Annotated in this window: 2 protein-coding genes; both read right to left on the bottom strand. The window is 59.6% G+C overall.

Going from position 1 to position 14,559, the window contains the following annotated elements; all coding sequences use genetic code 11:
• Positions 1-53: 53 nt before the first annotated feature.
• Positions 54-7,022: a TcdA/TcdB pore-forming domain-containing protein gene (locus LVD08_RS17055; protein WP_247268763.1), complete on the bottom strand. Its 6,969-nt coding sequence runs from the start codon at positions 7,020-7,022 to the stop codon at positions 54-56.
• A 110-nt stretch (positions 7,023-7,132) separates the two neighbouring features.
• Positions 7,133-14,200 carry a TcdA/TcdB pore-forming domain-containing protein gene (locus LVD08_RS17050; protein ID WP_247268725.1) on the bottom strand — a complete coding sequence of 2,356 codons (7,068 nt, stop codon included), beginning with the start codon at positions 14,198-14,200 and terminating at the stop codon, positions 7,133-7,135.
• Positions 14,201-14,559 lie beyond the last annotated feature (359 nt).

Genomic DNA, 14,559 nt, shown 5'->3' with positions numbered 1-14,559 from the left:
GGGCTGCGGAGGAAAACCTCCGCAGCCGGTCTGATCTGCCAACTCGCAATGGCTTACTGGTCGCTGGACAGCCCGATCAACGCACCGAGTTCCAGCAAGGACTCGGTAGCTATTGCACTCATCAGCTCCTCCAGGCTAACGGTCACCGAAATCTCGTCAGGTAACGCAATACCGAGTGTCACCTGCTGTTGCCGTGCCGCCTCCACGCTCGCGGCATTACGCAAGATGATGCTGCTTCCCGAGTCGGGATCCGTCAGCAGCAGGTGACCGCCGGACATCGAGACCAGCCACCGCTGCATCGGCTCCAGCGTCAGCGCCAGATAGATTTTTGCCGCCTCGGGAAAATCGAGGTCGACAATCAGGCAGTCAAGGCTGTCCCAGCTCTGGCGGTCGAGCGAAAGGTAGGAGGCGGATTGCGCAAAACGCAGGACCAACGTATCGACGCCAGCCGGAATCGGCGCAACCTTGCCGGTTGACTTGATGCCATCGATAACCAGCGTATCTGCAACCCGGCTGACCCCTTCCACAGTCATCCATGCATCAATGCGCGTAACGTCTTCACTGGCGTTGCTGAACAATTGGCCCGTTACAGGATCATGCAGCACCAGGGTCTGACCATTCGCCACGCCCAGATAGTGCGGCCAGTCACGGCCTGACACCGTGGCGCTGAGCAGACGACCGGCAGCGACGTCATACCAGCGGCAAAGACCATCACTCCGGCCCGCTGTCAAGTACGGAGCGCTGTGCTGACCTGCAAGCAATCGCGCCAGCTTTTGCTCCCGTGCCTGAAGGGAATCCACATCGTTGAAAAACTCGACTTCAACGCCGACGATACGCGGCGATTCACCTTCGAACAGGTCGAACAACACATGGTCATGCCGGCGGGCGCGCAGACCTGATGCATGGGGCACGGCCCAGGCAAAAGTGTGTCGTGGCATGACTCGCTGCATCGGGGCAAGCAAATGTGCCTGCAGCAAACGTGTTCCCGAACCGAATGCCGTCGCCAGGCTTTCAGGTGTCATGAAGGGTTGACGATAGATTCGACCGGTTGCCCAGTCCATCAACCACGCCGCTTTTTTGTCAGGCGTCAGTCTCAACACGCGCATGGCTTTGCCCGCCGTGTCGGCAATCAGAAATTGCTGATCCAGATAGATGACATACAGCGATGTCTTGCCCGTTGCATCGCTGATACCTCCGACTTCCACGCCATCGGCGGACCCGTTCTGAATGTTGGTCCCGACCGTTTCCCACCACTTGAACCCTTGCCCAGTGCGCTGCTGGCGGGCCCACAGCCATGCGTGATTGAGTCCCACCAGCCGCGTCTGGCCGTCGTCATTCATCTGGAACAGCATGCCTTCGTCAGTGAGGATGACGTATTGTCCGCCCTGGCGGTGAATATGCTGCACCTCAAGCGGCAAGACACTTTGCGCAAAGGTCTCGGGTATCTGATCCGCTGCGGCAATGTGCTGTCGATAAACAAGACGATGGCCCAGATGGTGAAACAACACTTTATCGCCGGTCGATTGAAGCGGATCAAGCAGCACGCAATCGAGGAAGTCAGGTGTACCTTCCGTATCGCGCAGCACTGGTCGAATGAACCGCCCATCGTCGCTGCGTACCCACACTCGGGTGAGAGTACGCAAATTCTCATCGAAGGCATCGAGCGCAATGAACGCGCCCAATGTGAACTCCACCCTCTGTTCATCAAACGGCTCATGGTGCCGATTCATGTGCTGTTCGAGGAACTCCCGGACATTGTCGCGCCCTTCGCGTACGGGGCTTGGCTGATCAGTATTCGTATCGGAAATCGCGGTTATGACAAGAGAGTCTTCCCCGAGCAGGTAAGTGATCTTGTAGAAGCTTTTCCACTGATCTTCAAAGCGCTGAACCACCTGCAGCAAACCCTCTGGCGTCTCCTGAATCGCAACAATGCAGGCGTTGCCCCACGAATGTATTCTCATCACCCGATAAGCGCGCTTGATCTGTCCGGTGACCAGATCCGTACGCCAGATGATTCCCTGCACCGGGCAGTAGTAAAACATCTCCTCGCCGATCGTCGGTCCCATGCAGATCTGCGCCGCATACTGTGGGTCCAGTCCGCGCACCAGGTGCAGGGCATCTTCGGTGTGGTCGTACCAGGCCGTGGTACGAACGCCCGTCAGGGCATCGTGATAGTTGCGGATGACCGTCGGGCCATCGGCCAGACGATGAGCGCGGGCGAGTTCGCGCAAATGCTTGCGTGTGGCCGGGCCGTCGGCATCGTTGAGCGCGTCGAGTTCAGCAAAGAGCAGCGCTCCCGTTGCCCAGCCAACCTGATAGAACCCCTCCGCAAGTTGCAGGTACACGACACTCCTGGCGGGCACCTGCACCCGCATCGAGCCCAACTGAAAAGTATCCAGTTCCAGCTTCACCGCCGCTGCACTCACCCATGGGGCACGCAATGACCAGGTCATTGGATCATCGGAGGAAACCTGCAGCCGCAACGACTTGACGCCCTCGGCCAGGGTGATCGAACAGTGCCCGCCAACGGCATCGATGTCATAGCATAGGTAACCGTGCACCTCTTGCGGCAACGGGGGGACATGCAGAAAACGCTGGTCAGGGCCAATCACCACACTGACGCGGGTTTCCACGTAGTTGGGCACCATTTTTTCCATGATGTATTCGGTCGGTGCCTGGTAAAAGCTGAACCAGAATTGCTGCTCGCCTCCCCGCTTGTATTTTTCCAGTGCCAAAGCCGTTTCCATGTCTTCTCTGAGCGTTGTCGCAAAAGGCAGACCTTCATGGACGAAGCCCAGGAAGCACTCCGGCACACTCGGCAGCACGACGCTTTCAATACCCGGCGCTGTATCGAAGGAAATCGAGTCGCGAAGGTCGAGGGCCTCTCGAATGCTGAATGCCATGCTGCGATCCCCGACGATCCTCGGCTTATGCAGAAAGGAGTAATCTTCCGCGGCGAAAATTTTGTGGCCACCGAAGGTAATGAGCCCTTTGCGCAAATCAAGCCCGGTATAGACCGCACAAGGATTGGCGATATAGGTATCGCCTTGTACCGAGTGATTTTCAGGTCGATAGGCCGCATGCACGTCATTCAGATACCGGCCGATCCGTCTTCCACGATCAGCCCTGGCGCTGAAGCCCTCGACCAAAGCGCCGATGCCCACCGCCAGCCCGCCCAGAATCACCCCCGCGCCGCCGAGAAAGGCCGCCGCCGTGCCCGCACCGGCAACACCCACGCCCAAAGCGCCAACACCCAGCGCCAGCCCAGCTGAATCGAAGGCCAGCTGCGTGGCATAGACCGCTCGCTGGATATCGTTTTGGGCATTGACCAACAGATAAATGTCGAAGCCGATGCTGGCCAGTTGCAGAACGGTTCCGACACCTTCGTTCAAGACGCTGCCCAATGCATTGCTGACGATCGATGAGGTGGTTTTGGCCACCCGCAGACCATCGGTAAAGGCATGACGCACCAGATTCAGCAGTTGTACTGCGTCGACCACCAGCCCGTGAGCCATCTGCGCGTAGGCCAGGTAACCGTGGATGCGCACTGCCGACGTCAACGCGGTCGCCCCCATCCCGGACTCCGCGTTCTGCAACCCGAGCAGCAGGGCTTGAATGGCAAATCCGGCATTGAGCGTGTGCACCGCACCGACATCCGTCGGATCGATCACTGGCGACCCCGCGCGTCTGCCGGACAACGCTTCAAACGTATCGCTCAGGTAAGACTTGATCCCTTGCAGGCGCGTGTCATCGGTCTGCACTGTGCGTGTGCGCTGCGGATCACTGGCACTGACCAGGGTGATTTCGCTGCGCCCTTGCGCAGTGCTCTTCAGGGAGTCGAACACCGGAACGAAGTCACGAGACAGTTGATGCTGGTCCTGTAACCGCAGGGTCGCGCTTTCGATCGTCCGCGCCCACTTGTGGCTGTCCACACTGCTCAGCGCCTGTCCCAGACGCGCGTTCTCTGACAAGGAACGCGCGCGCAAGGCGGCATGCTGACTCCAGGGTTCGACGGCACGCCCGCCACCCAGCGGATCACTGCTGAGCAAATGCTCAACGCTAATTTCCGAAGGCAACGATTTACCGGCAATGCTTGCGCCGTCGAGTTCGATGACTTCGAAAACGCTGGCAGCCCCCTGTTCCAGACCATATAGCCTGGCAATCACTTGCTCCTGCATGAAGCGCTGGACGCCTTGTTGCAGATCCTCGATCCGGGCGAACGCATACAGCCCGAAATTGGGATCGTAGAAGCGATAGGATGTCTCGCCTTGCGCTACAACCTTGCTCACCAGCATCGAATGATTGTCTGTGTTGAGCAACAGGCTGCCGGCAGCGGTTTTCGCTTCCAGCGTCTGCATCACAGTGGCCAGGTTCGCCGCCGGTCTCTTCTCGCCCAATCGCGCCATGGGAACGCCACGCAACTCGTCCAGCACCTTGAGCAGGGCATGGGCTTGCGGTGCGTCGGGAGTGAGGTTGGCGATCGCCAGTTTGCCGATCAGCGCGCGCTCGGCCGAAGCGCCTTTTTCCAGCGCGGCGGCCATCACCAGCGCCAGTGGATAGCAGCGTCGGCCCGGATCCCCTGCACCGCGCAGCAGCAAATCCTGCGGCAATTGTCTGGCCGTATGTGCGCCCGCCGCGAAGAACGCCTCGCGCACTGCCGCGCCCCGCGCAAGGATCGACGCCCGGCGCTCACTGAAGGCAGCGACTTCGACCCGACTCACGTACTCGCGCCATTGCCGCACGCTGATCGGTTCGGCAAATGCCTGCGCCTTCAGCACCCTGGAGTTCTGCCCGAGCGATTCGCGCTCCGATGCATTGACTCGTGCCTCGACCGGTGCAGGATCGCGACTGAGCAGTGTCTGTTCGATCACCTCGTAGCGCGCGACCAGGCCACGCTCGCGCGTATCTTCGGCAAAGGCGACGGTGGTTGCCCAGGCGTCTGCGAACCCGACCTGATCCAGTGTCGCGGCACCGAACAGGCCGCCGAACATCACCCGATGCAACGGGCTCAACTGATCCAGCGGCAACTTGCCCGCCGCGATGCGCGCCAAGGCCTCGTTGAGGTTACCCAGTGACTCGGCCCCCATGGACGTTGGAGCTTTGTCGACTGTCTGGTTCAGCACCTGCTGTCGAGTATCAAAGTCGAGGTGGATGGGAACGTTGAACGTCACATCACCGGTCAAGCGGTCATTCATGGCCCGTACAAACGGCTCACCCAGATCATCAAGCAGTTGCTGCAGGACCGAAGTCAGCAACACTGATTTTCCTTCTATGACCGGCCAGCCAAGTTTGAACGTGAGGGTCCGCTCTTTCAGCAAGTCGGCCAGATTACCGGCGTAGCGCGACTTGACCTTGCCCGAATTCCACTTCTCATGTTCTTTTGCCAGCCAGTCTTCGGGGGTATCCTTGACTGCCCAGCCGGAGATCATTTCTTCTTCGGTAAAGACGTTGAAGCCGTCGACCTGCTTCATATGATGGCGAATGTTGTTCAGCTGTTCACTCTGCAGTTCTCTTTCGACATAGCCGATTACACCGCCTTCAAGTGCGCCCGGACCGGTCATGTAGATGGTGCCCAAGGCGTCGAAACGAATCCCGTCCTGATAATACTGAGCTATGGCGCGTATGAGCTTCTCTGATGAATATTCACGCGATGTATTGGGCAAGCGCCCATCAGCCTGTGCTTCAGAGACGACCTTGATTGCAATATCATCGACTGACGACACATCTGCTGGCGTCACGCCTGCGAGTATCATGCGGCGCTCAACCTCATACAGGCAGTCATAAGCCACCCGGATGAAGTGCATGCTCGCATTGACCATCTTGCTGCCAGGATGAGCCAGAACATAGGCATTCATTTCCTTCGACGACGGATTGCCCCAGGCCGCGCCGCGCCCGATGGCATCCTGGGATAAAGACGTCGGCTGCGGCGAAGCGAAAATCTGCTCCACACCCGGCCTGCTCCGGGCAAATGCGCTCAGTGCCTCGAGATGCTCGGCGGGAATATGCCCGGTTCTGTCGACATAACGTTGCCGATCGCGCCCCGGCATCAAGGTATCGTCATGGTTGAGCAATAACTGCAGGACACCGATCTTCGCGTCTGTGCTGAAACCACTGATGTCCACGCCGCCCGGTCTCTCGATCAGCGGCGGCAAATAATCCATGTCGCTGTAACGCCCGCCCTCGAGAAACTCGGCCTGCAGTCGCACCACGTCACTGGCAGCAGCAAAGTTGCCGCGCATGGCGACTTCGCGCTGGTAGACGTCAGCCAGAAAATGACTGGCAAACTCCTGGCGAACATCGCGCAGGCGCAAGTCCTCACCCACCATGGCCTGATGCGAATCCAGACATTTCTGGCGGAAGGCTTCGAGCGTCGCACGGTCTTTGCCATAACCCCGCACCATCAGGTCGATCCGCGCCTCGTCTGCGCGTCCGGCCCAGCGTGGATGATTCAGGTAGTCGAACATCTGCTGTTTGAGTACCCGTGCGCGGTCTTCGATCATTCTCGACAGTCCCGTCGGGGTTACCTTTTCGTCCTTTAATACCTTCATCGTGTCCGCACGGGCACTGTCGAGAATCACCCGATTCATTTCAAAGGCCAGCAGCGCATCACTGTCATACCAGAGATTGAATGCATATCCCTGCGACGCCAGTACCTTGCGCCAGATGTTCATGTAATCGCGCTGATTCGGCCCGACCTCACTGCCACCGACCCAGACAAAATGCATGATGCGCGGTATCGGTTTGCCAGCGGAGAGCATCTTCACAGTCGCACTCAAGCGGCGGTCGTAGTCGCCCAGTTTCAGGCGCAGTTTATTGACCTGAGCATCCGCGGCGTCCAGCTGTGTTGATTCAATCGCGTCCTTGAGCAATCTGATCGCTATCAATTGTTCTGCAAGACTGGTAGCCGCCGTAGCTCCGTCGTAGTAGCGCAAAGGAGCCTCCCCCAGGCTACCGCTGACGGACTCAAGTTCTGTGCGCGCAATAAGATCGGCGAACACTCTGCCCATCGTGACTTCATCCATAGTGCTCAATGCAATTTCCTTTTTTTTGGCCAAACGAACCCATCGCGACGACATGAACCGTCGCGACACAGAGAAAAAACAAACTTCAAAAAACCCAACGAAGACTTTCGTCAGGCCGGCACCGCTCCCAGCAACTGCGCCAGCGTTGTACTGCCGTCGCCATCATCGACTTCGACGATTTCCCGCAGCCTCTGCACCAGGCTCGATACCGGATAGGAACGCCCGCCCTCGAACCCGAGGAAGACGTCACCGCGCATCGCCGGATCCGCCGAGCACACATCCCGCAGGATCAGGCTGTGCTGGCGATCCGGGTCGACAATCAGCAAGTGCTCGTCGACAAACGACAGTTGCAGTGTTTGCGGTGCGTCCAGCGCCCAGACCAGCTTGCCGGGAATTGCCGGGACCTCGCCCAGCGGGTGACGGCAATCGACAATCACCGAGTCCAGCCGCAACCAGCAGGCCCTCGACAGGTGATACGTGACGCCGCCCTGCCCCAGGCGCAACACCAGACAGCTCACGTCATCAGCGATCAGTGGCAACAGGTCTTCAACCTTGTTCTGGCCCTCGACCACCAACACCTCGGCCTCGCGCCGCATGTATTCGAACGGGCCGATGCTCTGCTGACCGGGGTAGACGTGTACGCGGTGTGCCTGAAGTTCGTGCAGCAGCACATGCCGATGGCGGGTGCCGAGCAATTCGCAATCGTGTGGCAGATCCTGGCCTGCTACACGAATCAGTTGTGCATTCGCCACGTCGTACCATTGCAGGTTGCCCGCGCCAGACTCCACGGCGATGTAGGGCCCATGCTCGGCGGTCTCCAGCAATGCCTGCAGAGACTCCGGCAAATGTTCCGCGTGCTCGCTGGCCCAGTGATGATCGACGCCGATGATCCTTTCAGCTTCCTGATATCGCAGCTTGAGTGACACGCCGTTGACCGATGTCCCGTACAGACCGGAGCCGTCATTGCGCACGGTGCTGAACCGCCAGTCGTCCCACTCGGCCTGCGGTGCCGGCAGCATGTCGCTCGCCAGTAACTGGGCGCCGCTGCCGAATGCTGGCTCGAGTTGCCGGCTGTCGAAGAACCGCTGACTGCAGATTTCACCGTTGACGACATCGAACAGCCAGACCGCCTGGTTGTCCGGTGTGACCCCGAGCAGGCGCATTTCCCGTTCGTGCCCCGGATCGCACAGCAGCAAGCGGTTATCCACATACCAGGCACACAGGCTGCGATCACCGGCGGCGTTGCGCAGACCCAGAATGGCGAAACTGTTGACCGGGTACTTCGCCGCCAGCGTTTCGAGTGCCTGCCACCACTGTGCGCGCGCCCTGAGCCAGCGCTCACTCAAGCCACCCAGATGCACTTCACCCTCTGCGGTCAGATTGAAGAACAGACCGTCGTCGGTCAGGGCCAGATACCCGTCCTGTACCGGCACCACGTCATTCAACCCGTCGGGCTGCAGCCATTGATGTGTCCATTGCGCCGGCCAGCGCTCGCTGCCAGCGGACGCGCTGCGTTGCACCTTGCACAGCTTTTGCGCCAGCCGGTCGTAGATGAAAAACAGCTCGTGCTCATCGTTGACCGGCAGAAGCAGCAGATCACCAAGCTGTTTGATCGAATCGACCCAGCCGCGGTCATGCCCGAAGGCAAACGGATGAATGCACAACAGGTCACGGCTGCGAATCCAGACCAGGTCACGTTTGCCCGGATCGAACGCCCAGCAGACCGACACGTAAGCGGCCGGTTGCCAGTCGACGGTACTGACGCCTGCGCGTTCGGGCACCGGCGATAACGTGAAATAGTGACCAAGCACTACCGACCAATCCGTCAAGGTCGGGTTGGCGAACACTCGCTGGCCCAGCTCACGGTCAATCTCTCGGGTAACTGCCACCAGTTGCAGTTGGCCTTCATGGATCAGGTAGTTGAATTGCGTGACTTGCCGATCGGTACCCAGCCATTGCTGTTCGATATGAATCACGCCCTGCGCATCGACTTCAATACGCCGAATGCTGCACTGCCCCTCCATGACAAGCAGACGGTAGCGGCACTTGAGCAAACCGCTGACGGCATCGATCTGCCAGATATCGTAGTTGTGCAGCTCATAGAAAAACGCAGAATCGTCGACCACCGCCGCCAGCAGCATTTCATCGGCCGCCAGTACCTCTTCACTGCGGATGTACAGAAAACGATCCTCGGCAGCGTCGTACCAGGCCGTGGTGTGACGCGGCTGGCTCTCGGGCTCGAAAGGAATCGGAAAGTGATGAACTGGCGTGTAAGGCAGCACCAGCCGATGCTCCCGGGCCAGTGTCTGGTAATGCGTGAGCAGCGACTGCTCATTCTCCCCGGCTGGCGCGCTCTGCTCGATAATGTCCAGTCGTCCGTCACTGCGGTTGACCTTGAACGATTGCCGCCCGGTCAGCTGAAGCATGACCTCATGCCGACCTCTGCCGCCGAACGTCACCTTCACCCCACCCACCGAAAGAACCCCGCCGACGTCGATCCGCACATCCCTCTCGGTGGCCCAGGCGGCTACCAGATTCCAGCGGCACTGCTGCAGGCTGGGGGACTGCAACTGGAGATTGACCCCGCGATTGAGGATCAGTGAGCAGGCGCCGCCCGCACCCTCGATGCGGTACGACACCTTGTCGTGCCAGACCTGCGGCATCATTGGCACCGCCAGCGCACGTTCGTGGGCATCCAGCCGCACCTCGATCACGGTTGGCCGATACGACGGTGCGAGACGGTTGATGATGTAGTGCACGGGAAAGGAGTAGAACGAAAACAGAAAACGCCACTGGCCAGCCGCATCCTTCTTCTCCAGCTTGCGGGCGGTATCGAAGCCGGTGTCATGACGCAGCGTCGAGAAAGGGAGCGCCTTGTATTCGTAACCGTAGAACGTGGTCGGCGTGCACGGCAGGACGACCAGTTGCGTGCTCGGCGGATCGAAGTGGATGTAGCCGGGAAGACCCAGTTCACGCCGCAGATCGAGCGCTTGTTGATCATCCGGATTGAAATCCGGCACCCCGAAATGGTCGCGCAGCCGATACACCTTCGGACTGTCGAGCACCAGCATCGTGCGATTGAAGTCCAGGCTCTGGACGACCAGCGAGGGGTGAGCGACCCACGCCCCGAGTCCGTCGTCATAACGATAACCGACACCCCGACAGGCCCGCTCCAGATCATCGAAGAACAGCCCGACCTCCTGCGCCTGCTCAGCGATCCTGGCAAACCCCTGGGCCAGGGCCGCCACACCCACGGCCAGTCCGCCCAGGATCACCCCGGCTCCACCGAGCACGGCGGCCGCTGTTGCCGCGCCCGCCGTGGCAGCCCCCAGACCACCGGCGGTCAACGCCAGACTGGCGGAGTCGAAGGCCAGTTGGGTGCCGAATTGCGCGCGCTCGATCTCGTTGTCTGCCGTCGCCAATTGATAGATGTCGAAACCGACATTGGCCAGCCCCAGCACCGCGCCCACGCCTTCGTTGGCGACATGTCCCAGCGCCTCGCCAACCACCGGCGCACAGGTGCGGGCGATGATCTTCTCTTCATTGAGCGCGGTTTTTACCAGACTGATCAGGCCAGCGATATCCGTGACATTGCCATGCACCAGCTGCGCGTAATTGACGTAAGCATGCAAGCGCACGGCGGTGGTCAGGGTGCGGTCATCCCCCTCTCGTCCACGCAGGACGTTCATCAGTGCCTGGATGGTGAAGCCGGTATTGAGCGTGTGTACGGCACCCGCCTCTGCCATCTGTGGCGAGGCTCGGGTGCCCAGTGCCGAAAACTGCTCCGACAGATAATTTCTGATGCGCAGCAGACGGTGATCGGAGCTCACCACCTGCACCACATGCTCGGCCTGCGAGGGATCGATCAGGTTGATCCGGTACTCGCCGGCAGGCGTCATCTCCAGGGTTTCGAACAACGGCACCAGCGGTTTTGCCGCAGCATGCAAGTGCTGTAGAGCGTCAGTCGCCTGGGCAATCTGCTGTCCCCACCAATGACTGTCCAGATCGCGCAGGCTGCGCCCCAGGTGCGGATTACTGACCAGCGAATGGCCGCGAGCACTGTTCAGGCGCCGACGGATCGGTCGCTGTGTATGCTCCGGCAGCACATTGTCGGATTCCAGCAATTGCCCGACGCGCAAACCGCCGGACAGATCCAGCGCCGCTATCTTTTGCCCCTGCAGCTCGATCAGATCAAATGTCGGGCGCGCGTCGTCGCCATAGGCCGCATAGTATTTCGCCATGCCCTGTTTCTGGAAAAGGTCGGTCAGTGCCAGTTGGAGCTGGTCTGGCTGGCCGAACTCGAACACGCCGAAATTGGGATCATAAAAGTGATAGGTGGCGCGCCCACCATTGAAGGTTTTCGCCACCAGCATGGCGTGGTTATCCGAGTTGAGCATCAGCGTGCGCGAGCTGGCGAACGCCTCCAGCGTGGTGCCGAGCTGCTGCAGATCGACCCGCCCCAGCGGCTTGCCGATATCGTGCAACTGCACGCCGCGCAACTCCTCGAGCGCCTCCAGAAATACAATTGAATCGCGCTGCTGCGGCTCGACGGTGGCCAGAAAGAATCGCTCGCGCAAGCGTCGCGACGCCGCCACGCCGTGCTCCAGAGCAGCGCTCATGATCAGCGCCAGCGGGTAACAACGGCCACCGGGATCCCCTGGCCCCTGGAGCAACAGATCCTGCGGCACCAGTTTGACGTCACTGGCCTCGATTTGCCCCAGTACCTGACCCAGCCGCAGGATCACCTGCTCACGATGTTCGCGGGTGGCGATGGTCTGGATATGGGCAACATGACGGCCCCATTGAAACAGCGTGTGCGCCTGCGACAGCGCAGCTCGTTTCAACGTTAGCGCGCTGTCCGACGAGACCATCGGCTGGTCGACATGGCTGGCGAGACCGGCCATGAATTGCGGCGCCCGATGCTGATACAGATGGCGTTCAATGGCCGCATAACGCACCGATGCTCCTACCTCGGCAACGCTGTTGGCGAGGTTGTCGAGCTCGGCCGCGACCTGCTTGAAGCTTTGGTTATCCAGCGAGCGTACGCCCAGTAGCTGGCCCAGCAATACCCTTTGCAAGGCGCTGGCCTGGAACAAGTGCAGCGGCTCCTGCGCAATACCACTGAGCAGCTCATCCAGCGCCAGCCCGTGAACGCTTGCATCGTCGAGCGACGCCGGAGCCTTGAGGCTGGCAGGCTGGGCCTTGATGGCCTGGCGGTCATCGAAGCCGAGCCCCGGTCCGTCAGGGAACCGCAGCGGGCCGTTATGCCCTTCGCGCATCGCGGCCACAAACGGTACACCGAGTCTGTCGATCATCCGTTGCAATACATCCGTCAACAGCACCGGCCGGCCCTCAATGACCGGCCAACCCTCCTCGAACACGATGCTTTGCTGGGTGAGCAATGCCGTTATATCGCCGCTGTAGCGCGCGCTGTACTGCCCTTCGCGCCAGCGTTGCTGCTCGTCGAGCACCCACTGCTCGGCATCACTGGCGTTGTCTTTCCAGGAGTGATCCTGCTCTTCCTCGGTCTTGTCGTTGACCATCCACAGCGGTTCGATAGCCGCCTCCACACGTAACGCTTCCGCTTCGCGCGGGACGAAGTTGTGCCGTTCGTAATCGGCCATGCCATCGCGCATCGCCGCCGGGCCGGTCAGATAAATCGTCCCTTCGCTCTGCGGGCGAATACCGTCACTGAAGTAGCCCGCGATGGCCAGCATCAGAAAGTTGGCCGCCACGTCCTCGGTCATCGACAGTTCGGCCAGAGGGCCAAATGTCTGCTCGAGCACTTCGCGCGCCAGCCCTGTCATGCCGTCAAAGTCGCTCAGTGCGACGCCACGCTCGGCAGCGAGGCGACTCGTCTGATCAATGGCCTCATAATTGAACCGAAACCGCTCGATCACGCTTTTGAGCATCGGCGATTGCGCGTGAGCCATCAGGAACGAGTTGCTCAACGTGTTCTGCACGGCAACCGCACGCAGGTCCTGCGGCCGCACAAGCAGCTCGGCCGGCGCCTGAAACACCTCGTTCAGCGCTGGCTGCTGCCGGGCAAACGCCTCGAGCGCGGCGCGGTGTTCCTCGGGAATTCGGCCCACATAATCGGTGTACCGGTCACGCAATGCCTGGCGTCCCGGCATCCAGTGCGGGTTGTGATCGAGCAGCAATTGCAGCACGCCAAGGCGCGCATCGCCGCCGAACGTACTGATATCGATGCCGCCCATGGTTTTGACCAGTGGCGGCAGATTATCGACATCGACGTAGCGCCCCCCCTCGTCATACACCGCCTCGACCCGCACCACATCGGAGGCGGCGGCCAGATTGCCGCGCAACCGGGTTTCGCGATCATAAATGTCCTGCAATCGCAGGGGTGCGTCGAGGTCACGCAAGTCGCGCAACTGCAGATCCCCGCCTGCCAGAGCCAACAGACTGCGCCGGTTTTGCTCGATCAGGGTTTCCAGTTGTGCCGCGTCCTGGCCATAGGCACGGGACAGCAGGTCGACCCGCGCTTCATCTGCCGATAACCCGCGCTCCAGCGCCGCATTGATGTGCATGAACATCTGCTGCTTGAGGACGATGACCCGCTCTTCGTACAGCGTACCCAGCCTGGCGTCGGTAATATTCTCGCTGCCGCCGTGCTGCATGGCGTCAGCCTTGGCGGCCTCGACGATCAACTTGTTGGTTTGCCAGGCCAGTAACGCGTCACTGTCATACCAGAGATGGAGGCTGTAACCCTGCCCACTCAATACTTGCTTCCACAGATTGAGGTAGTCATGCTGGATCGCGCCCAGACCACCGCCCAGCCAGACAAAGTGCAGGTTCTTTACAACCGGTATTGCGGCAGTCTTCGCGTAAGTCTCGCTGTTTCGCAGACGGGTCTCGAAAGCCTGAATACTGCTGTAGATTCGCGATAAAGCGTCCTTCGGCGGTTCAGCTTGGCCATTGGAGTCACGGCGCACACGCGGTACGCCAATCAACTGTTCCAGCGAATGTTTGAGCAGTGTCAGCGGTTCAATCAATCGCGGTGAATCAAGCAACCCGATACATGCAAAGTAATAGCGCCAGACTGACTGATAAACGTCACTGCCCCGGTGTACCAACAGGGCCCGCTCAAGATCAGTCTGTTTGAACAGGCTGATAAAACTGACATAACCGCTAGCATCTTGAAGTCTTTGATCGTGCATGAAAGCTCCTCCGTTACTTGACCAACATCATGTGTGCAGATGGGCACTTGGATGACGAACAAGCTAACGACTGGCGAACCACCGCTCAAACTTCATAACTTTCAATACATGTCAAAACAGACAAATCAAAAACAACTGATAACGCATGTAACAGCAACAAGTTATTGCGACAAGCCTGATATATAAATCAACACAGCTGGAAAATATTCAGCACAACTGCGCGCGGACTGTTGCTGTGATCTTTCAAGATTCAGAATAAGTCCGACAAGATGTAAGTAACAAGAAAGATCCCACGCGGCGCTGGAGCAGATCACACACGCCCCGCTGAAAAATATGACGCCGGCAAATCCGGAAACACT

The sequence above is a fragment of the Pseudomonas sp. YL2 genome, assembly GCF_023063025.1.
GTDB lineage: Bacteria > Pseudomonadota > Gammaproteobacteria > Pseudomonadales > Pseudomonadaceae > Aquipseudomonas > Aquipseudomonas putida_A.
This window is presented reverse-complemented; position numbering and strand designations above follow the sequence as displayed.